General features: G+C 68.0%; 19 protein-coding genes and 1 pseudogene. 13 read left to right on the forward strand and 7 right to left on the reverse strand.

The window, feature by feature from the left end:
• Positions 1–204: 204 nt before the first annotated feature.
• From IU459_RS28305 to IU459_RS28340, 9 genes are all read left to right on the forward strand, one after another.
• Entirely contained in the window at positions 205–486 is a 282-nt protein-coding gene (locus tag IU459_RS28305; protein ID WP_195132636.1) for a hypothetical protein, read from the forward strand.
• 407 nt (positions 487–893) lie between these two features.
• Positions 894–1,049: an Ms4533A family Cys-rich leader peptide gene (locus IU459_RS40175; RefSeq protein ID WP_364327988.1), complete on the forward strand. Its 156-nt coding sequence runs from the start codon at positions 894–896 to the stop codon at positions 1,047–1,049.
• A 202-nt stretch (positions 1,050–1,251) separates the two neighbouring features.
• On the forward strand, positions 1,252–2,298 hold the full coding sequence (locus IU459_RS28310; protein WP_195132637.1) for a sulfate ABC transporter substrate-binding protein: 1,047 nt from the start codon (positions 1,252–1,254) through the stop codon (positions 2,296–2,298).
• A gap of 129 nt (positions 2,299–2,427) precedes the next feature.
• Positions 2,428–3,228: a sulfate ABC transporter permease subunit CysT gene (cysT, locus tag IU459_RS28315; protein ID WP_195132704.1), complete on the forward strand. Its 801-nt coding sequence runs from the start codon at positions 2,428–2,430 to the stop codon at positions 3,226–3,228.
• A 49-nt stretch (positions 3,229–3,277) separates the two neighbouring features.
• Positions 3,278–4,084 (forward strand): sulfate ABC transporter permease subunit CysW, encoded by an 807-nt coding sequence (gene cysW / locus IU459_RS28320; RefSeq protein WP_195132638.1) that lies wholly within the window; start codon positions 3,278–3,280, stop codon positions 4,082–4,084.
• Positions 4,081–5,076, forward strand: coding sequence for a sulfate/molybdate ABC transporter ATP-binding protein (locus IU459_RS28325; RefSeq protein ID WP_195132639.1), 996 nt, complete (start codon positions 4,081–4,083; stop codon positions 5,074–5,076). Before cysW ends, IU459_RS28325 begins: the two co-directional genes overlap by 4 nt.
• A 568-nt stretch (positions 5,077–5,644) precedes the next feature.
• Positions 5,645–6,745, forward strand: coding sequence for an Hsp70 family protein (locus tag IU459_RS28330; protein ID WP_324199062.1), 1,101 nt, complete (start codon positions 5,645–5,647; stop codon positions 6,743–6,745).
• 348 nt (positions 6,746–7,093) lie between these two features.
• On the forward strand, positions 7,094–8,110 hold the full coding sequence (locus IU459_RS28335) for an AurF N-oxygenase family protein (RefSeq protein ID WP_440446535.1): 1,017 nt from the start codon (positions 7,094–7,096) through the stop codon (positions 8,108–8,110).
• 5 nt (positions 8,111–8,115) lie between these two features.
• Positions 8,116–9,693, forward strand: a complete 1,578-nt coding sequence (locus IU459_RS28340; RefSeq protein WP_195132641.1) for an FAD-dependent oxidoreductase — start codon at positions 8,116–8,118, stop codon at positions 9,691–9,693.
• A 158-nt stretch (positions 9,694–9,851) separates the two neighbouring features.
• On the opposite strand, the gene IU459_RS28345 is transcribed toward IU459_RS28340, so the two are convergent.
• The gene (locus IU459_RS28345; RefSeq protein ID WP_195132642.1) at positions 9,852–10,613 is read right to left on the reverse strand and encodes an SDR family NAD(P)-dependent oxidoreductase; all 762 of its coding nucleotides are present in this window, start codon (positions 10,611–10,613) and stop codon (positions 9,852–9,854) included.
• 1,156 nt (positions 10,614–11,769) lie between these two features.
• On the opposite strand from IU459_RS28345, the pseudogene IU459_RS40180 reads away from it, so the two are divergent.
• Positions 11,770–11,991 (forward strand): annotated as a pseudogene (locus IU459_RS40180) (Hsp70 family protein); the annotation flags it as partial.
• Between the two features lie 881 nt (positions 11,992–12,872).
• On the opposite strand, the gene IU459_RS38780 reads toward IU459_RS40180, so the two are convergent.
• Positions 12,873–13,247 (reverse strand): hypothetical protein, encoded by a 375-nt coding sequence (locus IU459_RS38780; RefSeq protein WP_228838649.1) that lies wholly within the window; start codon positions 13,245–13,247, stop codon positions 12,873–12,875.
• A gap of 364 nt (positions 13,248–13,611) precedes the next feature.
• Between IU459_RS38780 and IU459_RS28355 the strand changes: the two genes are divergently transcribed.
• Entirely contained in the window at positions 13,612–14,406 is a 795-nt protein-coding gene (locus tag IU459_RS28355; protein ID WP_195132644.1) for an HAD family hydrolase, read from the forward strand.
• Between the two features lie 248 nt (positions 14,407–14,654).
• Here the strand turns inward: IU459_RS28355 and IU459_RS28360 are convergent, their stop codons facing one another.
• Positions 14,655–15,065 carry a VOC family protein gene (locus IU459_RS28360; RefSeq protein WP_195132645.1) on the reverse strand — a complete coding sequence of 137 codons (411 nt, stop codon included), beginning with the start codon at positions 15,063–15,065 and terminating at the stop codon, positions 14,655–14,657.
• Between the two features lie 92 nt (positions 15,066–15,157).
• Here IU459_RS28360 and IU459_RS28365 point away from each other — a divergent pair, with 92 nt between their 5' ends.
• Positions 15,158–16,132 carry a helix-turn-helix transcriptional regulator gene (locus IU459_RS28365; protein ID WP_195132646.1) on the forward strand — a complete coding sequence of 325 codons (975 nt, stop codon included), beginning with the start codon at positions 15,158–15,160 and terminating at the stop codon, positions 16,130–16,132.
• Positions 16,133–16,497: 365 nt separating this feature from the next.
• On the opposite strand, the gene IU459_RS28370 is transcribed toward IU459_RS28365, so the two are convergent.
• On the reverse strand, positions 16,498–17,181 hold the full coding sequence (locus IU459_RS28370; RefSeq protein WP_324199063.1) for an SGNH/GDSL hydrolase family protein: 684 nt from the start codon (positions 17,179–17,181) through the stop codon (positions 16,498–16,500).
• 8 nt (positions 17,182–17,189) lie between these two features.
• Positions 17,190–18,596, reverse strand: a complete 1,407-nt coding sequence (locus IU459_RS28375; protein WP_195132647.1) for an MFS transporter — start codon at positions 18,594–18,596, stop codon at positions 17,190–17,192.
• A 104-nt stretch (positions 18,597–18,700) separates the two neighbouring features.
• Here IU459_RS28375 and IU459_RS28380 point away from each other — a divergent pair, with 104 nt between their 5' ends.
• Positions 18,701–19,318, forward strand: a complete 618-nt coding sequence (locus IU459_RS28380; protein WP_195132648.1) for a TetR/AcrR family transcriptional regulator — start codon at positions 18,701–18,703, stop codon at positions 19,316–19,318.
• A gap of 645 nt (positions 19,319–19,963) precedes the next feature.
• Here IU459_RS28380 and IU459_RS28385 read toward each other — a convergent pair.
• Together IU459_RS28385 and IU459_RS28390 are read right to left on the reverse strand one after the other, a co-directional pair.
• Entirely contained in the window at positions 19,964–20,818 is an 855-nt protein-coding gene (locus IU459_RS28385) for a sirohydrochlorin chelatase (protein WP_195132649.1), read from the reverse strand.
• A gap of 1 nt (position 20,819) precedes the next feature.
• A complete protein-coding gene (locus tag IU459_RS28390; RefSeq protein WP_195132650.1) occupies positions 20,820–22,115 on the reverse strand; it encodes a sulfate adenylyltransferase subunit 1 in 1,296 nt (431 codons plus the stop codon).
• Position 22,116 lies beyond the last annotated feature (1 nt).

The raw sequence follows: 22,116 nt of genomic DNA on the forward strand, positions 1-22,116 counted from the left end.
CCCCACACCAGCGATCGTAAACGGTCACAGTGCGTAGCCGCCCAGACAACCGAACCCGTCCACCCACCGGCACGGTTAATGTGCCCGGCCCGCCACGCACACCAACCCCTTGGAATCATTCATCTAGGCGTACCTCCGCCTTCGCTCCGGCCATGCGCGGGCTGATGACGGACTGCGTCCGGCTGCGCCCATTATGCTGGAGCCGTGCATCGCATCGCAGGATGGTGGGACGGCTTCGAGCTGTGGGTCGCGGGGCTGCCGTTCATTCCGCAGTTCCTCGTGGTCCTCGTGGGCATGGTCCCGATCAGCTTCGCCATCGCCTACGGGCTCGACCGCGTCCTTCGTGCCGTGCTGCGCGTGCTCGACCGCCGTTACGCGGCCGATATCGTGCCGGTGCGGCCCGCGCCGATCGCCGCCGCGGCGATGCCCGAACCCGAGCAGGTGGCCGCGGACGACCGCAGGCCCGTCCAGAGCGGAGCGCGCTGATGCCTCGCTCGCGGGTCCAGCTGGCCCTGATCGCGCTGCTCCTGCTCGTCGTCGTCGCCTGGTTGATCACTCGCTGAGCGCTGCGCCGCTGGAGTTCTCGCCGATCTGTGCGACGGTTCGCCAACCCCGGTGCGGTCGGCCAGTCCTCGGCCAGGTGGATACGTGGGTATGTGACGCCGGCTACTGTCATCCAGACCGCTGATCTGATGTCGCCAACGCGGTGATCATGGCGTCGCGATATTCCGGTGTGGCGTTTTCTGGGGCAACTCGGCAGCGTGCCCAGTACCGAAGCCGGATCCTGGCGGTGACCGCACGATAACCAGGACCATGCGGTCGGCGGGATGCCGACCGCGGGCCGTAGCCGCAGTGCGAAGGGTACGGACGCGCTGCGGCCCGGTGAACATGGGATGAAACCCCGCTCTTCCTGGGATCTTCGATTCGAACTCCGCCGTGCGCTCTGCTACAGTCGGCCCGTGTCGTCGAGCGCAGTCCCGCAGGTCCGCCATGAGTTGGCGTTGATTGCTGTCGGTGACCTCGCGGTCGCGGACGTCTACTGTCGTTGATCGGCGACCGGGCACGTTCGCGTCTTGTTCCTCAGTAGACTGGCGCGCTTTCCGCAGATGTGCTCGTCCTCTCGGCCCGTGGCGGCCGATAGTCGCGCCACTGCCGTCTTACTTCGCCGGCAGGTCTACTGATCAACACCATTGTCGCCGCCAGCCGACGTACTACCGGGCAATTGGCGGTCCGCACGAAAGGTCCACCCTGATGGCTCGCAAATCTTGGCTCTCGCCGCGCCGACGCTACAGCGCCGTTGCCCTCGCCGCACTCGCGGCGGTCGCGCTGACCGCGTGCGGCGGCGGAGCCAGCGACACAGTCGGGGGAGGCAATGGCGACGGCAGCGCAGGCACCCTGAACCTCTACGCCTACGCCGTGCCGAAGCCGGGTTTCGACAAGGTGATCCCCGAGTTCAACAAGACCGAACAGGGCAAGGGCGTCCAGATCCAGCAGTCCTACGGCGCCTCCGGCGACCAGTCCCGCAAGGTGAAGGACGGTGCCGAGGCCGACATCGTCAACTTCTCCGTGGAGCCCGACATCACCCGGCTGGTCGACGCCGGCCTGGTGGACGCCGGCTGGAACGCCGACGCCACCAAGGGAATTCCGTTCGGCTCGGTGGTCGCGATCGTGGTGCGCAAAGGCAATCCGAAGGGCATCAAGGACTGGGACGACCTGCTGAAGCCGGGCGTCGAGGTGGTCACCCCGAACCCGTTCAGCTCCGGTTCGGCCAAGTGGAACCTGCTGGCGCCGTACGCGGCCAAGAGCGAGGGCGGCAAGAACCCACAGGCGGGCCTGGACTACCTGAGCCAGCTGATCTCCAAAGACCACGTGAAGGTGCAGCCGAAGTCCGGCCGCGAAGCGACCGAGACCTTCCTGCAGGGCACCGGTGACGTGCTGCTGAGCTACGAGAACGAGGCGATCTTCGCCGAGCGCAACGGCGATCCGATCGAGCACATCGTCCCGCCGGTCACCTTCAAGATCGAGAACCCGGTCGCGGTGCTGAAGAACAGCAAGAACCAGGAGAAGGCCGTCGCCTTCCGCGACTTCCTGTTCACCGCCGAGGGCCAGAAGGCATGGGCCGCAGCCGGTTTCCGCCCGGTCGACCCGAAGGTCGCCGCCGACTACGCCAAGGACTTCCCGGCCCCGCAAAAGCTGTGGACGATCACCGACCTCGGCGGCTGGAAGACCGTGGACAAGGACCTGTTCGCCGCGAACACCGGTTCCGTCGCGGTGATCTACGACAAGGCGACCAAGTAGCGGGGTGACCTCCGTTACACGGGATACTGGACGATTGTGATTGACAGCAGTAACGCCGGGACCGCGCAGGCAGCCGGTCCCGGTGTCTCCGACGCCGCGCGCCGGACCGGGCGCTGGAACTGGTCGTGGCTGCGCGTGACCGGCTCGGTGGGCCCGCTCGGCATCGCCACCGCGGTGCTGTGGCTGAGCATCATCGTGCTGCTGCCGCTGGCGGCGCTCACCGTGACCAGTTTCGAGGAAGGCTGGTCCGGCTTCGTGGACGCGGTCACCGCGCCCGCCGCGCTGGACTCGCTGCGCATCACGGTGCTGGTCTCGGTGGTGGTGGCGCTGATCAACGTGGTGATGGGCACGCTCATCGCCTGGGTGCTGGTGCGTGACCAGTTCCCGGGCAAAGGCGTGGTCAACGCGCTGATCGATCTACCGTTCGCCCTGCCGACGATCGTGGCCAGCATCGTGCTGCTGTCGCTGTACGGACCGCAGAGCCCGATCGACATCCACCTCAATGCCACCCAGCCGGGTCTGGTGGTGGCGCTGGCGTTCGTCACGCTGCCGTTCGTGGTGCGCTCGGTGCAGCCGGTGCTGATCGAGGCCGACCGCGAGGTCGAGCAGGCCGCGCTCTCGCTCGGCGCGAACAACTGGACCACGTTCCGCCGGATCGTGCTGCCCGCGTTGGCGCCCGCGATCATCAGCGGCGGCGGCCTCGCCTTCGCCCGAGCCATCGGTGAATACGGGTCGGTGGTGCTGATCGGCGGCGCGATCCCGCGCGAGACCGAGATGGCCTCCCAGTACATCCAGAAGCAGATCGAGATCGACCGGCCGGTGAACGCGGCGGCGGTGTCCGTGGCACTGCTCGCCATCTCGTTCGCGACGCTGCTGGTGCTGCGGCTGTTCGCCGAACGCACCGCTCGCAAGGAACAGGCGACCCGATGAGACACCATCGCGCACCCTCCGGGGACTCCCGCAGGATGGAGCCGACCCGATGAAACTGTCCCCATCGACCCGCATTTCGTTGCGGACGGTGGCCCTCGGCTATCTGTTCGTGCTGCTGGTGCTGCCATTGGTCATCATCCTGTGGCGCACCTTCGAACGAGGCGTCGGCGCGTTCATCGACTCGATCACCACACCCGCGGCGATCTCGGCGTTCCAGCTGTCTCTGGTGATCGTGGCGATCGTCGTTCCGGTGAACGTGGTCTTCGGCATCGTGACGGCGATCGCGCTGGTCCGCGGAAACTTCCCGGGCCGCAACCTGGTCCAGGGCATCGTGGACCTGCCGTTCGCGGTCTCGCCCGTTGTGGTCGGCGTCTCGCTGATCCTGCTCTGGGGCGCGGGCGGCTGGTTCGGCGGGCTGGAAGAGCTGGGGCTGAAGGTGATCTTCAACCTGCCCGGCATGGTGATCGCCACCATTTTCGTCACCCTCCCGTTCGTGGTGCGTGAGGTCGAGCCGGTGCTGCACGAGATCGGCGACGACCAGGAACAGGCCGCGGCCACGCTCGGCGCGTCCCGGTGGCAGACGTTCTGGCGGATCACGCTGCCCGCGATCCGCTGGGGCCTCACCTACGGTGTGGTGCTGACCGTGGCCCGCGCGCTCGGCGAATTCGGCGCGGTGATCATGGTGTCCTCCGCGCTGCCCGGCCAGTCGCTGACGCTGACGCTGCTCGTGCACGGCAGGTACATCAACGACCACAACACCTTCGGCGCCTACTCCGCCGCGACCTTGCTGATGGGCATCGCGCTCGTCACCCTTCTGCTGATGACCCTCCTCGAACGTAAGCGGGGCGAAAAGTGATCACCGTGACCAACGCGAACAAGAACTACGGTTCCTTCGCGGCCCTCGACGACGTCACCATCGACATTCCCTCCGGCGAGCTGACCGCGCTGCTCGGCCCGTCGGGCTCGGGCAAGTCGACGCTGCTGCGCTCGATCGCCGGGCTGGAGTCGCTGGACTCCGGCGTGGTCAGCATCGCGGGCCGCGACGTCACCCGGGTGCCGCCGCAGAAGCGCGACATCGGTTTCGTGTTCCAGCACTACGCGGCGTTCAAACATATGACCGTGCGCGACAACGTGGCTTTCGGCCTGAAGATCCGCAAGCGCCCGAAGAACGAGATCAGCAAGCGTGTCGACGAGCTGCTCGGCATCGTCGGACTGGACGGCTTCCAGCACCGGTACCCCGCGCAGCTGTCGGGCGGCCAGCGTCAGCGCATGGCGCTGGCGCGCGCGCTCGCCGTCGATCCGCAGGTGCTGCTGCTGGACGAGCCGTTCGGCGCGCTGGACGCCAAGGTTCGCGCCGATTTGCGCACCTGGCTGCGTCGCCTGCACGAGGAGGTCCACGTGACCACCGTGCTGGTCACCCACGACCAAGAAGAGGCGCTCGACGTCGCCGACCGGATCGCGGTGATGAACAAGGGCCGCATCGAGCAGGTCGGCACCCCGGAGGACGTGTACGACCGGCCCGCCAACGAGTTCGTCATGTCCTTCCTCGGCGCGGTAGCCCGGCTCAACGGACATTTGGTGCGACCACACGACATTCGCGTGGGCCGCGACCCCAGCATGGCGCTCGCCGAGCACGAGGGCACCGCGGAATCGGCGGGCGTCACCAGGGCGACGGTGGAACGCGTGGTCCATCTCGGCTTCGAGGTGCGGGTGGAACTGCGCAACGCCGCGACCGGCGACCTGTTCGCGGCGCAAGTCACCCGCGGTGACGCCGAGGCGCTGCGGCTTTCGGACGGCGAGACGGTCTACGCCCGCGCAACTCGCATTCCGGACCTTCCTGCGCAGTAGGGCATTTCGGATAGCCGCCAGCTGTGTGCTGGAAAGTTGCTGCGCCTCTCGCGTGTTCGGCGGCGGCCATCTCGTGCCCGTCTGCGGCACCGTGCTGGGGCGAGTAGGCAGCGCCGTGGTCGTATCGCGGCGCGGTTGATGGTGGCATCGAGCCAGGTGTGTGACCGGATGTAGCTGGGTGCTGTCCGAATGGTCCCTTCCTGGGGCCGCTAACAACCCGCATTCCGACTTCCCGGCCGGTCAAGGACATTCTGCGCATGTCTGAGTGTTTCATTCCGGACAGGGCGGTATATAACGCGATTCCTGGCAAACCATAACCGGGCATGTGCCGATCTTCGCATGCCGCAACGAAATCCGACCGGACGGAATGTCAGTCCAGGTATGCGCAGGTGAGCGCGCCGACGACCGCGCCACCAGCGCGGCCAACGACAGGCGGCCTGCGGACAATCGGGTGTCCGGCCTTGGCAGGAAGATCGCGGAGTGGTTGCCTGGACGCGTTCGAAGCAAATCGGCACGGCGATCGGGGTGGTTTGCGATGGCGGTTGGTCTCGGATTGAGCATCGGTACGGTGAACACGGTTTCCGTTCTCGCGGAGGAAGGTTCGGCCAAGGCTCCGCCGGGTCGCCGCAAAACGCAGCGCCCGCAGACCATCACGCGCCGGACCACATTGGCCTTCGACAGCACCGGCGTGGCCAGGGTCGGCATGCTGCCGAGGCATGGTCGCGCGGTGACCGAGTTCGCCGACCTCACGCAGCCTTCCAGCACGTGGGCGAGGGTCGGCAACCGCGCCCTCGCGCCGGCGGATCTCGTCGCCACGGTCGCGAAGTGCCTGATCGGCGAGGTGCTGGAGGACCATCCGGCCGGCGGCGGCATCGGCATCGCGATGACCTATCCCGCCCGCTATGCCGACGAGCAGGTCGACTCGCTACGCGCGGCGCTGGAGGGTGTCGAACTCGGACGGGTCGCCTTGGTCGCCGAGCCGGTCGCGGCGGCGGCCTGGCTGGAAGCCGATCGCGGTCCGCTGATGCCCGGACTCGCGCTGGTCTACGATCTCGGCGGCGCGGGACTCGACGTCACCTTGGTCCGGGTCGGTGCAGGTTGTCCGCGCAATCCGATCGTCGGTGTGTCGTTGCGCTCCACTGAATTCGGCGGACGCGCGTTCGGTGCGTTGGTCGCCGAGCATGCCGGACAGGCGCTGCCCTCGTCCTCGGTTTCGCAGTCGGTGACCGACGCGACCGCCGACGAACTGCGCGCCCGCCATATCCGGGAATCCGTCCAGCTCGTGTATCGCTGCCTGCGCGTAGCGGACGTCACCATGGCCGATGTCGACTGCGTCCTCGTGGTCGGCGGTGCGGCGCGTCCCGCCGAGGTCGCCGCGGTTCTCGCGGACGAATTGGCCAGGCCGGTGATCACGGCGCCGGATCCGGAGCGGACCATCGCCGACGGCGCCGCGCTGCTGGGTCGCAGGGCGGCGGCCGCGGCGGAGGCGGCGGCCGAGCAGCGCCGCATCCGGCGTCGTCGTGCGCGTCGTCGCGCCGCTACCCGTGCACTGATGCTGTCCCGCCGGACCAGGCGCCGGTTGAGCAGGGCGGTCGTCGTCGCAGGAGTGTGGACCACCGGCTTGGGGACCTCGCTGTTGGCAGCTGGCGACGGGGCGCTCATGAGCTAGGCGGCTCGCCTTCGCTCGGCCCGGTGCGGCATGAGGACGGATGTCGTCCGGCTGCGCTTCTTGTGCAGCAGCCTCGCTTCACTGGGCTCGGCGTGTGGCTGCGGGGGACTTCGTCAGGGCTGTGTCTCTATGTGGTTGTCTCCGCCTTTGCTCGGCCCGGCACGGGCGGAGGGGATTTCGTCCGGCGCGATCGGGCGAGGATCGGGGGCCGCGATATGCAGGGCCGTCCGGCGGTGCGCGTGATGAGGGCGCGCATCGCCGGACGGCCCGAGCAACTGCTGGGTTGACGTTACTCTCCGTTGGTGTAACTATGGGATACAGTTAAATGGCTACACCGATGGAGAGGCAGTGACGACGATGTCCGCAGCCGTGACGCCCGCAGTGGATCCCGATCTGGAGAAGGCGCAGGAGTACGCCGCGAAGCTGTTGCTGCTTTCCGAGGGATCGGTCGACAAGCACTTCGACCCGTTCGAGGACATCGACTGGGACAACCCCGATTTCGCCGCCGACGCCGGTGAAGAGCGCTGGATCCTGCCGGTGTCCGCCGACACGGTGGCCCGCCATCCCTGGTACCAGGCGCTGTCGACCGAACAGAAGATCGCGGTAGGCAAGTACCGCCAGGCGAATATCGCCAAGGTCGGCCTGCAATTCGAGTCGATCCTGATCAGTGGCATGGTCATCCACAATTTCGGCCTGCCGAACGGTTCGCCCGAGTTCCGGTACTGCTCCCACGAGATGATCGAGGAGCACAACCACACCCTGATGTTCCAGGAGATGGTGAACCGGATCGGGCTGGACGTGCCCGGTATGGGCCCGCTGGTCAGCAAGTTCAAGTACCTGGGCGCGCCGGTGGCGGCCTGGTTCCCGAACCTGTTCTTCATGGCCGTGCTGGCCGGTGAAGAGCCGATCGACCACATCCAGAAGCAGATCCTGCGTTCGGGCGAAGAGGTGCACCCGATCATGCGCGGTGTGATGGCCATTCACGTCGCGGAAGAGGCCAGGCACATCTCCTTCGCGCACGAGTTCCTGAAGAACCATGTGCCGCAGGCGAACCCGAGGCAGAAGTTCATTCTGTCGCTGGCCATGCCGATCGTCATGTGGATCCTCGGCCGCGCCATCGTGACCCCGCCGCGGGCGTTCTTCACCGAGTTCGGCATTCCGAACCAGGTTCGCAAGGAGCTGTTCTACGGGTCCAAGGAGGCCAAGCAGGTCTTCAGCGACTACTTCTGCGATGTGCGCACCCTGGCCAAGGACATCGGGCTGATGAACCCGGTCGCCAAGGCCGTCTGGAAGGCGCTCGGGATCGACGGCCCCGCCACCCGGTATCGGTCGGAGCCGCTGCGCGTCGTGAGCAAGGTCGCCTGAGCCGCATGCCCTACGTCGTCACCCAATCCTGCTGTAGCGACGCGTCGTGCGTGTACGCCTGCCCGGTCAACTGCATCCATCCCACGCCCGACGAACCGGACTTCCGGACGGCGGAGATGTTGTACGTGGACCCGAAGGCGTGCGTGGACTGCGGCGCCTGCGCCACCGCGTGCCCGGTCGACGCCATCGTGTCATCGAAGAAGCTGACCGAGGAGCAGAAGCCGTTCATCGAGATCAACGCCGATTTCTACCGGCAGGCCCGGCCGCGGCCGCTGCTGGCCCGGCCGGTGCCCGCGGCGCGGATCCACACCGAGCGCACGCCGCTGCGGGTGGCGATCGTGGGGTCGGGACCGTCGGCGATGTATGCCGCCGATGAGCTGCTGACCCAGCCCGATGTGTCGGTGACCGTGCTCGACCGGCTGCCGGTGCCCTACGGGCTGGCGCGGCACGGCGTCGCGCCGGACCACGACAAGACCAGGAAGGTCGGTGGGCTGTTCGACGTGATCGCGGCGCAGCCGGGGTTCGGGTCGTACCTGAATGTCGAGGTCGGCGCGCACGTCTCGCCCGCCGAACTGTTCGACCACTTCCATGCGGTGATCTACGCGGTGGGTGCGTCGTCGGATCGCAAGCTCGGCATCCCGGGTGAGGGTTTGGCCGGCAACGTGTCGGCCACCGACTTCGTGGCCTGGTACAACGGGCATCCCGATTACGTGGATCGGGTGTTCGACCTGTCCGGTCGGCGTGCGGTGATCGTCGGCAACGGCAATGTCGCCCTCGATGTCGCCCGTGTTCTGACCAGTGACCCGGACGCGCTGGCGCATACCGACATCGCGCCGTATGCGCTGCGGGCATTGCGGAAGAGCAAGGTCGAGGAAGTGGTCGTGCTCGGTCGGCGCGGCCCACTCGAATCCGCGTTCACCGTGCCGGAATTCGTCGGGCTGCTCGGGTGCGATGTGGACATCGCGATCGAGGGCGAGCTGCCTGGTCTCGGTGCGGAGCTGCCCTTCCATATCGAGCAGAAGCTGCGACTGCTGCACAGCGTGCGCACCAGGCCCGTCGGTGAGCGTAAGCGGATCGTGTTCCGGTATTTGGCCGCACCCACCGAGATCCTGGGCACCGATCGGGTGACCGGCATCGAGATCGGCCACACCGAGCTCGTCAGCGATCCGGATGGACGTATTCGCGCGGTCGCGACGGGAGAGACCGATCGGCTCCAGACCGGAATGGTGCTCACCTCGGTCGGCTACCGCGGCGTCGCTGTGCCGGGCGTGCCGTTCGACGAGAGCGCGGGAGTGATCCCGAACGCGGAAGGCCGTGTGCTGGAGCGCGCGGGCGGCCCGGTGGTGCCCGGCGCCTATGTCACCGGCTGGATCAAGCGCGGACCCACCGGTTTCATCGGCACGAACAAGTCCTGTGCCCAGGAGACCGTCCGGCAGCTGGCCGCGGACTTCAACGCGGGTCGCCTATCCGAACCCGCCGGAACCGCCGCGGAGTTCGACCGTTTGGTGCGTCTGCGTCAGCCTGCGGTGCGCGCCGAGGGAGCCGCTCGGCCCCGCGTCCGTCGTCTGCTGGCTCGCGCCTGAACTCCGCCTCGAGGTACCCGGCCTGCACCGGTACCTCGAGGCGGACCCCTGATGGGCACAGTCGGACAGGTTCGCACGATGGGCGCTGTCGGACGTAGTCGGTCCTCAGCCCCGCGCATGGCCGGAGCGAAGGCGGAGGTGCGCCTCTCCGGGGTGGATCAGCGTGCGGTGAATCCGCCATCGATGGTCAGTGCCGCCCCGGTGACGAAACTCGACTCGCCACTGAGCAAGTAGGCGCAGAACGCGGCGATTTCGTCCGGTGTGGCGATGCGGCCCATCGGGTGCAGGGAGGCGATGGCCGCCTCCCCCTCGGGCGTGGCGCCCATCGAATTGCGGAACGCCGGGGTGTCGACCGCCCCGGACACCAGCGCGTTGACCCGGACGCCCTGGTCGGCGGCCTCCAGCGCCACCGCTCGGGTCAAGCCGATCACACCATGCTTGGCCGCCACGTAGGGCGCCACCGAACCCATCCCGACGACACCGAGATTGGACGCGTTGTTCAGGATCGCGCCGCCGCCCGACGCCACCAGCGCGGGAACCTGGTGCCGCAGGCCGTAGAACACACTGGTGAGGTTGAGCTCCAGGTCTTCGCGCCAGCCCGCCTCGCCGATCTGCGAGATCGGCCCGAACGCGCACACCGCGCCCGCGTTGTTGAATGCGGCGTCCAAGCGGCCGTATTCGGATACCGCCGCCTCGGTCAGCCGGGCCACGTCCTGCTCCACCGTGACATCGGTCGGCACGAACAGCGCGCGCCCGCCGGCCGCGCGGATCTGGGCGGCCACCTGCTCACCCGCGTCCTTGCCGCGCGCACCGAGCACGACCGCGGCGCCTTCGGCCGCGACCCGCATCGCCACCGCCTTGCCCACGCCCGAGCTGGCGCCGGTGATCAGAACGACCTGCTCGGCGAATCGTGTTGGCATGGTTTCTCTTCCCTTTCCACTCTCTCGCGATCCCACCTCGTGGTGGGGGCCTCGCTGTCGAGTGAAGCCGGGCGCCGAGTGCGATGCTGGCGGCAATCGGACGTTGCGTTGATACGTCAACAGTCTTTCCTGCGTGGCGACCGTCGAAAGTAGCTAGCAAGAGCAATCTTATGGTAACCGACCGATAAGTGTCTGTCGAGCGGTGTGTTTCAGTGTTGGAAACCATCCGCCGGTCGGATTGTCGCGGTGATATCGGGATCGCTGTGAAGTAGCGGAACATTGCTGGGCGCAACCGCATTGGGCGATGTCGAGAGGGCTGAACGGGTCAGTGTTGCGCCGTTCACCTGGCAATTCGGACGATTGTGGCGACCGTCGAAACATTTCATATCAATTGAGCATCCCTGAGATGGTGGAACAGCTAATCTGTGGTGGCTGTTTGGAAGACGACCGCGGCCGCAGGGGAAATCCGTGTGATGGACGTGGTCACGGTGCGTTGACGGGATAGCGAATGACGACAGGTCTGGGATTCAGCATCGGTGCAGTGAACTCCGTGACGGCTTCGGTCACCGCGCAACGGCCGCGGCCAACCGTTCGGTCGCGGCGCACCGCGGTGACGTTCGACAGCGCGGGTGGACTGCGCCTCGGTGGCATTCCCCAATTCAGCATGGCGGTGACCGATTTCGCCGATCTGGGCCGCGATGCGGACGCTGTGATCGTCGGCGGGCGCATCTGGTCGCCGGCCAATCTCGTCGCCGCGGTGGTGAACGAACTCCGCGCGGTCGAGCCCGGTGCGCCCGAAGCGGGAGTAGTGACGACGTACCCGGCGATGTACTCCGGCAAGCAGGTCTCGTTACTGCGCCAAGCACTGGACTTATCCGGAGCGAGCGACGTTCTTCTGGTGCCGGAACCCGTCGCGGCCGCGGAATGGCTGGAACATGAGCACGGCCCGCTGGAGACGAGCTTCGTGCTGGTCTACGACCTCGGCGGCACGAGTCTCGACGTGACCATCGTGCGGGTCGGGCCGGACTGGGACAACCATCCCATGATCGGAAAGCCGGTGCGCTCCTACGACTTCGGCGGCAGGCCGCTGGGTTCGATGATCGCGCGCTACGCCCCGGATGCATCGCCAAAGTCCACGCGTCTGTCGATGACCTCCATGGTGGACATCGATGGACTGCGCATCGCGCACATACAGGACTCCCTCGAACTGGTCCGTGACTGTGTTCGGTCCGCGGGCATCACGATGTCGGACATCGGTCGCATCCTCCTGGTGGGTGGCGCGTCCCGCCCCGCCGAAGTGGCGCGCGCGCTCGCCGAACTCGGCCGGCCTGTGGTGATTTCGGCCGACCCGGGCCATACCATCGCTGCGGGCGCCGCACTCATGGCGGCGCGCACCATGGCGCTCGGCACCGCAAGTGATCACGGCAATGCTCCGCGAGTGGCAGTGTTCTCCAGTGCGGCAGTGGTTTCCGCGGTCGCGATGTCGGCCGCGACCGTGTTCGGTGGACCGACCGTTCCCGAGTTGTCGCCCATGCTGGAGCGTCTTCCGGATCTCGAGGTACCAGCGGACAATCTGCTCCACGAGATGGGTGGCGAGCATCTCGCGGATGCTTTGTCGCGAATGTCCGCGCCGGCCCGATGGAATGCGAATCACGTGCTGCCCCCGCTGCTATCCCCGCGGGCTTCCGCCTATACCCGATTCATTACACCGGTCCCGCGCAGCGCGGGTTATGGTCCTTCGGTATCAGAGTCACGGATCGGCTCGCACAGAGATCCGCGAAACTGCTGTACCCCGGGTGGATTGCGGCGCGGCGGATATGGCGATCCTGCCTACTTCGCGAATCCGCTGCCGTTCGGCCCGGTCACCCGGCCCGCACCCAAGGATCCCGCTGGGCCTCCCGTATCCGATATGCCCAGTCGGCCAGTGGTCGGCCACCCTCCCGACGCCGGTCTGCCTCCCGGGTCGGGGCAGCTTCCCGTCCCCGGTGCCGGGACGCCTGTGCTGACACAGCCCGGGACGCCCATCCCGGTGCCTGGCATGAATTTACCTGCGCCCCACAATGCTTCGCCCGCTCCGGTGGGCAACCCGGCCGTTGGCTCGACCAACCCTGGCACGATGCCAGGGACACGGACGGATACTCCTGCTACCGGACCCTCCGACACGGTGGGTTCAGAGTCGGCATCGGGCGGTGAAAGCGGCTCCTCCGAAACGAGCACACCGGGTGGTGCGACCGGGAGCACTTCGTCGGGAAGTTCCGATCAAACCTCCGGTGACGGAACGTCTTCAGGCGCTGATTCCGCCAGCGGCACCGCGTCGACCAGCGGTTCGACCGGCAATTCCGGGCCGGACAGCGCCCCCGGTGACTCGTCTTCGGACGGCTCTCCTGGTGGTTCTCCGTCGGGTGCGTCGGCTGGTGGTTCCTCTTCGCGTGGGTCGACCGGTGGTTCCTCGTCGGTCGGGTCGACCGGTGGTTCGTCGGGTAGGTCGGCCGGTGGGGCCTCGCCGAGTGGGTCGACCGGTGGTTCGTCGGGTAGGTCGGCCGGTGGGGCCTCGGCCGGTGACTCCGCATCGGGCGCGCGTCCGGGCGGTGCGTCGTCACGGGGTGGGTCGGTAGGCGGCAACTCCTCGGGCACTACGTCTTCCGGTGGATCATCGAGTCGGCCGGGCTCGGTCGGAGGATCGAGGCCGGGCGGGTCGTCGGGCGGACGAGCCGGGGGCGCGAGTGGCGCCGGTGGCGGAGCCCACGGTCGCTAGTAGCGGCCACCGAGGCCGACCACGTCGAGGTACGCGTCGAAGTGGGCTGCTGTCCTGTTCGGCGGACAACTAGCGAACGTCGACTTCCGATGTCGGCATCAGCCGACGGGGTGCGGCGCCGGTGAACATTTATGTCAGCGCAGTGGGAGACGTGGCAACGAAAGCGAATCATTCGGTGGGCCTGCGGTTCTCGGCGCACGGGTTTTGCCGACGGGTATCGCATCGCGGAGGCACAATAGGGTGATGGCATCCGGGGGCCCCCAGTTGATCGCGTTGGATGTGGACGGGACCCTGCTGGACACCGGCACACCGATCAGTGCACGAGTGCTCGCAGCGGTACGCGCGGCCGTAGCGGCGGGTGCGCATGTCGTGGTGACGACGGGGCGAACCCTGCTGGCCACGCGTCCCGTGTTGGTCGAACTCGGCCTGCGCGACGGGCACGCATTGTGCTCGAACGGCGCCGTGCACATCGACGTGGCCAAGGTGGAGCCGGTCGCGGTGCAGGCATTCGACCCCGCGCCCGCCATCAGCGCGCTGCGCGCACTGTTCCCGGCGATGATCTTCGCGGTGGAGAAGGTCGGTATGGGAACCTGGGCCACCGGCGGCGGTCCCGGCGAATACTCGCTCGGGGAGTTCCTGCTCGTCGACCATCACGTGTTGAGCAGCGAGCCGACCCCTCGGCTGAACTGTTGGCTGCCGGACGGTTCGCTGGAGGAAATGTTGCTCGCGCTGCGCTCCCTTCGCGTGCCCGGCGCGAGCTGGGTGCACGGCGAGTTCGGGCCGTGGCTCACGGTAGCCCGGGAGGGCGTGTCCAAGGGCTGGGCGCTGGAACGTCTGCGCACCGCGCTCGGCATCCCGCTCGAAGCGACACTGGCCATCGGCGACGGCTACAACGACCGCGAGATGCTTTGCTGGGCAGGACATGCGGTAGCGATGGGCAACGCGCCCGCGGAGATTCGCGGGCTCGCCGACGAGGTCACCGGGCATGTCCTCGACGACGGCGTCGCGACGATCCTGGAGCGCTGGTTCCGTCCCTGACACGGCCGAGTCATACGTCCGGGTTGCGGTGAAAGATCCATCGTCCGCGTCGCGTTTCTTGTCCTTGACCGATGATCGTTCGGTGCCGACGCGGCGACATCCGGTATGGGCATCATCGGCATCGGCGGATATGTGGCGCTTATGACCAGCGACGTGCGGCTCGAGCCGTTGACCGGCCTGTATCGGCGGCTGGTCTCCCCGGGTCGATCGTCGCTGGCCATAACGCCATGCCATTTCTCTTGTTCGCGTTACGCCGGGCCGGTCTCGGCCAGGACTTCGAGGTAGTGCGGGTTCGACATCAGTCCGAGGACGTTGCCGAACGGGTCGACCACCGAGGCGGTGACGAAGCCTTCGCCGTTGCCGCGCGGGGTGATCGGGTCGTAGACCGTCGCGCCCAGTTCCAGCAGCCGGTCGAATGTCGCCTGCAAATCGTCGACATGCCAGTTGACAATGGCGCCGCCGGGTGCGTTGCGCGCGCCCTCGGGGGCGTACGCGCGGTTCACGATGCCGAATTCGTGCTGGTAATCGCCGATGCGGAACTCGTAGTAGCCGTTCGGGACGTGGTAGTACGGCTCGATGCCGAAGAACTCGCTGTACCAGTCCTTGGCGGCTTCGAGGTCGTCGGCGTAGAAGGTGCTCGTCGCCATTCCGCGCAGCATGGGGTTTCTCCTTCGGTCGTTCTTGCTGGTGAATCCATCATCCGACCCAAAGTGCGCACCAAATGATCACTTTTAACGGCAGAATTGTGCGCATGCGAGCAGACAGGTTGGTGGCGATCCTGCTGATGATGCAGACCCGTGGGCGGGTGACGGCCGCGCAGGTCGCCGCGGAGCTGGAGACCTCGGTCGCCACGGCGCGGCGGGATCTCGAGGCGCTGTCGGCGGCCGGGGTGCCGGTGTATCCGCAGCCGGGACGCGGCGGCGGGTGGTCGCTGGTGGGCGGCGCGCGGACCGATCTGAGCGGGCTGACCGCGGGGGAGGCGCGGGCGTTGTTCCTGCTGGCCGGTCCGTCCGCGGGTGCGGTTCCGGAAGCGAAATCCGCGCTGCGCAAGCTGGTGCGGGCGCTTCCGCACACCTTCCGCGGCGACGCCGAGGCGGCGGCCGACGCCGTCGTGATCGACCCGGCCCGCTGGGGTGCCACCGATCGCGAGTTGCCGCCGGTGGTGTCGTTGTTGCAAAGAGCGGTCGTGCAGCGCAACAAGGTCCGGCTGCGCTATGCGAACCGGACCGGCGAGCGCTCCGAACGTCTCGTCGACCCGTGGGGCCTGGTGGACAAGGATGCCGTCTGGTACCTGATCGCCGGCACCGAGCGCGGCCAGCGGACATTCCGTGTCGATCGCATCGCCGAAGCGATCCCGACCGACGAAACCTCCCATCGCCCAGACGATTTCGATCTGTCCTCCGCCTGGGCCGAGGTGGTCGAGGAGATGGAGCAGCGGCGCGCGAGCACCGCCGCGACCGTTCTCGTGCCCGAGCGCCTGCTGCCGATCCTGCGTGACCAGCAGGGCAGGAACTGCCTCGTGGACGGCCCGGCCGACGACGGTCGTGTCCGGGTCCGCATCACCGCCCCGACCGCCTGGATGATCGCCCAGCAACTGGCCGGTTGGGGGACTTCGATCGAAGTCCTCGGCCCACCGGAGGTGTGCGCCGAGTTGGCCCGCCTCGGCGCCGAACTACTGGACCGCTACCGCCCCGGCGCAGACGATCCGCCCGGCGGTGCATCCTGACGAGCACCCGCAGGCGGACCCAGTGGCCAACTCGACTTCACGGATTGCGGTGGCGCACCAGCCCTGATCGGTGGGTGTAATCGGAGCACGCAGGTGTCGCCGAGGGCCGCTGCTTCCTGGCTCGCGGAGGGGTAGGTGAGTGGCGTGGCTGCGCTGTCGATTGTGGAGGCCGCCCGGGGCTGTCGCGGCATGAATCGTCGCGCCCTGGGTCGTTGCTTGTGGCGCAGGTCGCCTCATGGATCGGCGGCCGCAGTGATCAGCGCGTATCGCCCGTAACGTGCTGCGAGTCTCCCGCCGAAGTGCAGCTGGGTCGCCGCCTGATCGGGACATGGCGGGGTATGCCTCCGCCACGTCCCGGTGCGGACTCAGCGAGGGGCGGGAATGCGGTCGGCCAAGGTGCGCACCATGTCCGAGGCGAGCACGGCGTGGCCGCTCATGCTGAAGTGGATGAGGTCGGCGCTCATCAGATCGGGGCGCAGGCGCAGCGGGTGGTCCCAGAATTCGAGCAGGAGCGCGTCGTAGCGGGCGGCCAGCTCGCGGACCAGGTCGTTGAGCGCGGCCATGCGGTCGCGCATCGGGCGCATCGGCGCCATGCGCTCGACTTCCCAGACGTCGGCCAGGGTGAAGGTGACGACCTGAGCCCCCGTCCGGGCCAATGTCCCGAACAGGGTGTCCAGGTTCTCGCGCAGGCCCGTGAGGTCGCCGCCCGGCAGGAACAGGTCGTTGCCGCCGCAGCTGAGATGCACGAGGTCCGGCTGGAATTCGAGCACGGAGGGCAACTGTTGGGCGATGACCTGGGCGGAGGTAGCGCCGATCCGGCCGGTGTTCAGGTAGGCGAGGCCGGGACGCACCGCCGTGAGCACGGTGGCGACACGGTCGGCCCAACCCACGGGTTCGTAGCCCGGGCTCGGGTCGCCGACGCCTTGGGCGATGGAGTCGCCGAGCACCGCGTATCGCCGCCACGGCGCGTCGGCCAGGCGGCGGCGTTGTTCTTCGGGGGCCAGCAGCATCGGGTCGTTGGCTTCGGTGCGAATGTCATTGGCAGTCACGGATGTTCCTAATTGTCGAGGGAGAGGGACGGGGCGCGAGTTGGCAGCGCCGCCAGGCAGGCGGACACGGCGGCGATGCCCGCGCAGACGGCGAACAGGGTGTGGAAGGCGCCGAGCGGGTCGTCGGGACGCGCCGCGAACACCGCGGCGAGCACGGCGACGCCGAGCGCGCCGCCCACCTGCCGCGCCGTGAGATTCATACCGGTGCCCGCGGCGAATTGCTGTGGTGGAAGTGAACTCGCGGCCGCGGTGCCCAGCACGGTGACCAGGAACCCGATACCCCCACCGCCCAGCACTCCGGCCGGAATCCACGCCGACCACAGCGCCGGAGCCGAACCGAAGGCATCCGTGCTCATCCACGCCGTACACGCGACGAACATCAACGCGCCGAGCACGCCGAGCCACCGCCTGGCCGTGGGAGACCCGACCCGGCCCGCGACAGTCGCGGTCACCATCGAGGCCACCGCACCGATGGTCATCGCGCCCGCGGAGCCGAGCACCGAATAGCCCCAGATCGCGTCCAGGAACAGCGGTCCCGCCAGCAGCCAGGCGAACATCGCGGCGCCGAAGACGAACGAGGTCGCGTTGGCCAGCGCGTACGGTGTGCTGCGCCAGAGCTCCACGGCGATCGCGGGATCGTGGTGACGCGCCGAGCGCACGAGCGCCGCCGCCACCAGCAGCCCGCCGCCGATCAGCGCCGTGAGGGTCCCGGCCGAGGTCCAGCCCCAGCGCTGCCCTTCGGTGACGCCGGCGACCAATCCGCCGAGACCGAGCGCGACCGCGAGCGTGCCGAGCGGATCCGGTAACGCAGTACCCTGCGGCCGGACGCCGGAGGCCGGTATGCGAGCCGTCGCGGCGATGAGCGCGACGGCCACCGGCACGTTGATCACGAAAACCGCTCGCCAGCTGAACCCTTCGACCAGCGCGCCGCCGAGCGCGGGTCCGACCACCGCGGCGAACCCGGCCGCGGCCGACCACGCTCCGATCGCCGCGCCGATCTTCTCGCGCGGGGTGGCGGCGAGTACCAGGCCGAGGGCCGACGGCACCATCAGCGCCGCCGTGGCGCCTTGCAGCACCCGGCCCGCGATGAGCCAGCCCGCGGTGGGCGCGAGACCGCAGAGCAGGGAGGTCAGGGCGAAACCGGCCAGGGCGCCGAGAAAGAGCCTGCGGCGCCCGAGCACGTCGGCGAACCGGCCCGCCGGGGTGAGCAGTGCGGCGAAGGCGACCGCGTATCCGCTGACCACCCAGGTCAGCGTGGTGGCCGCGATACCGGGGTAGTCGCGGGCGATGGAGGGGAAGGCGATGTTGACGACCGATAGGTCGAGAAAGGCGATGAATGCCGTGCCGCAGGCGATCAGCAGCGTGCGGGTGGCAGCGGTCGGTGGGCTTTCCGCCCGCGCGGATACATCGGTCATGGGAAGTCCTTCGGGATTGCGGTAAACAAAACGCACGATCGTTCGTACAATTAAAATACGACCGTACGTTCGTATGTGCAACTGTCGAGTGGAAGAATGGGGCCATGACCGAGTCCGTCACCGACCCGCCGCACGGCACCGATCAGCGTCTGGCCAAGGGCGCGCGATCCCGCGCATCGATCGCGCGCCGCGCCGCCGACGTGGCATCCGTCGAAGGGCTCACCGGGCTCAGCATCGGGCGGCTGGCGGGCGACCTCGGCGTCAGCAAGAGCGGCATCGCAACCCTCTTCGGCAGCAAGGAGAGCTTGCAACTCGCCGCGGTAGCGTGCGCGCGACAGGTGTTCATCGATGAAGTGATCACGCCGAGCATGAGTGAGCCCGGCGGACTACCGCGTCTGCGCGCCCTGGTCGAGCGCTGGTTCGGTCAGGTTGCCGACCCGGCGTTCCCCGGTGGATGCTTCCGCGTCGCAACCCTCGCCGAGTTCGACAGCAGGCCTGGCCCGGTCCGGGACGCCATCGCCGAGGACCGCCGAGACTGGCTCGCCTTGCTGGTCAAGGAGATTCGCCGCGCCCAGGATCAGGGCCATCTCGGTGAGCGCGCCGCCGACGCCATCGCATTCGAACTGGACGCGGTGATCGCCGCGGCGCACACCGCGCGGCAAATGGGCGACGAACGCGGCGTCGCCACCGCCCGCGCCGTGGTCGAAGACCTGCTCGGCTGAGCAGCTGCCCGGTCGGCGGTCCACCGACTGGAAGCCGTTGTGGCACAACGAACCTGGCGTGAAGACTCTGCCCTATGTGCGAAGGCGGAGCGCCGACCGTAAATCCGCAGTCGGCGGACAAGCACGACCGTGAGTGTTGGTCAATCCGCAGAAATCCGGCGAGCGCGGGGGCCGCTGAGTTGATCAGGAGCCGGACCCAGGAATGGTTCATAATTGCCGACATCCCGAGATCCGGTTTTCGATGACAAGATCGTTCTGCGTGTCGCCACGACGACAGCTAGCCAAGCTATTGTGCAGCAAATGAATCGTCAACTGGTGCGGCGCGCAGTAAATCCGGCGTCAGACCAGGCGAGGTGCCATCCTTTGCATTGTCTGCAACGAATGCCTTGTAACCCGTTGCTGGAGAGCGAATTCAGTACGGACTGGTTGGTAACTTCACTGAGCGGCAGGAGGAACGTGATGATTCCGCGCTTCATCGATCAGGTTGTCCGCCTGGTCTCCGATTTCTTTGGAATGCTCCTGATTCCATAGCTCGAAACGGTTCAGGGTCCGGGGTACGCGCTACTCCGGACCCGGGCCGTATTTCAACTGCGCTTTTCGCATATTTCTGTCGAAACGGAATCGGCGCGCTCCGGTCCCGCCGATTCAGGCTGAGAGCGCGGGCGTATCGGCGAGGGCAGCGTGGTAGCGATCCAGCATGACGGCCGTGAGGGCCGGATGCGGGCCGAGCACGTCGGCATGGATGGCTTCGGGTGCCTCGTGCAGCAGGCGGTCGGTCAGCAGGCCGGGCGCGAGGAACCAGGGCGCGACCAGGACGTGGTCGGCGCCGCGGGCGTGCAGACGTGAGATCGCCTCGCCCACCGCGGGTTCGGTGGTCGCGAAGCAGATCTCGGTGAGCCAGCCGGTGCGGGCGGCGAGCCGGGGGGCCACCTCGGCGGTGCGGGCGTTGGCCGCCGCAGAAGACGATCCGACCGCGGCGACCGCGATGCCGATCCGCCGATCCGGCGAGGCGTGCTCGACGTCGCACGCGGCGAGGACACGATCGCGCAGCACTCCGATCAATAAGGGGTCGGAGCCGAGGACATCGGCCTGGGTCAACCGCAGCTGGGGTTGACGCGTGCGGGCCGTGTCGAGCAGTCCGGGCAGGTCGACCCTGGCGTGAAAGGCACTGCCGAGCAGCAGCGGCGTGACTACCGCGTGCGTATGTCCCTGAGCGACAAGGGAATCCACGACCTGATCGACGGAAGGCGCGTTCAGGTCGAGAAAGGCCGTGCGCACGGCGATGTCCGGCCGCGCGGCCGCCAGGGCCGCGACCACCGCCGAAACGGTCGCCGCGGACCGCGGATCACGACTTCCGTGCGCCACCGCGATCAACGCGGGCGGCTTCTCCGTGGTGACCCGCCCGAGCGCGGGTGGTGCGGAGCCGAACCGGGATGTCGCGCGGCCTCCCGCGGCTGCCGCGACCGACCGCGCGCCGAATGGGGCTCGCGCTACCGTCATGTCAGTCTCCGGTGCCGACCTCGACCGCGGTCAGCACATCCCCGACCAGACCGGCGGCCAGCGTGTTGCCACCGGCCGGATCGATCAGCAGGAAGCTGCCGGTGTGCCGGTTCACCCGGTAGTCGTCGGCCGCGATCGGATCGGCGACGCGCACCGAAATGCGTCCGATGTCGTTGAGCTCCAACGATTCCGGATTCGGATCGGCCGTGAGGCGCTGCTCGTCGAAACGCTCCAGCAGCGCGCCGACGATGGCCTGGGTGGTCCGGGTGCCGTGCTTGAGCAGCAGCCGGGCGCCGGGGCGCAGCGGCTTGTCGCCCAACCAGCACACGGTGGCGTCGAACGCGTCGATGGGCTCCGGTGCGTCGGCGGTCGAGGCGATGATGTCGCCGCGCGAGATGTCGACCTCGTCGGCCAGGATCAGCGTGACGCTGCGGCCGGTCTGCGCCACCGCGAGCTCGCCGTCGGGGGTGTCGATCCGCTCCACGGTGGTCCGGATACCGGAGGGCAGCGCCACGACCTCGTCGCCGGGCGCGACCGAACCCGCCGCGATCTGTCCCGCGTAGCCGCGGTAGTCCGGGTATTCGGCGGTGCGCGGCCGGATCACGTACTGCACCGGGAAACGCAGGCCGAGCGCGTGATTGCCGGTGCTGTCGGCGTCGACCGGCACCGACTCCAGGTGCTCGATCAACGAGGGACCGTCGTAGTACGGGGTGTTGTCCGACCGCGTGGCGATGTTGTCGCCGTGCAGCGCCGAGACCGGGATCTCCAGCACGTCCTCGCTCGACCAGCCCAGCGTGCGGGTGAGCTCGGTGAACTCCGCGGAGATGGCCGCGAAGACGGCGGCGGCGTCGTCGACCAGGTCGATCTTGTTCACCGCGAGCACCAGCTTCGGCACGCCGAGCAGCGCGAGCACCGCAGCATGCCTGCGCGTCTGCTCGATGACGCCCTTGCGCGCGTCGACGAGCAGGATCACCAGCTGCGCGGTGGACGCGCCGGAGACGGTGTTGCGGGTGTACTGCACGTGCCCGGGGGTGTCCGCGAGCACGAAAGAGCGGCGCGGCGTGGCGAAGTAGCGGTAGGCGACATCGATCGTGATGCCCTGTTCGCGTTCCGCGCGCAACCCGTCCACGAGCAGCGAGAGATCCGGTGTGGCGAGACCCTTGTCCACCGACGCGCGAGTGACGGCGTCGATCTGGTCGGCCAGGACGGACTTCGTGTCGTAGAGCAGGCGTCCGACCAGAGTGGACTTGCCGTCGTCGACAGAACCGGCGGTGGCCAGCCTCAATAGGTCGGACATG

Origin of the sequence: Nocardia amamiensis (assembly GCF_015477605.1) — a bacterium.
Classification (GTDB): Bacteria; Actinomycetota; Actinomycetes; order Mycobacteriales; family Mycobacteriaceae; genus Nocardia; species Nocardia amamiensis_A.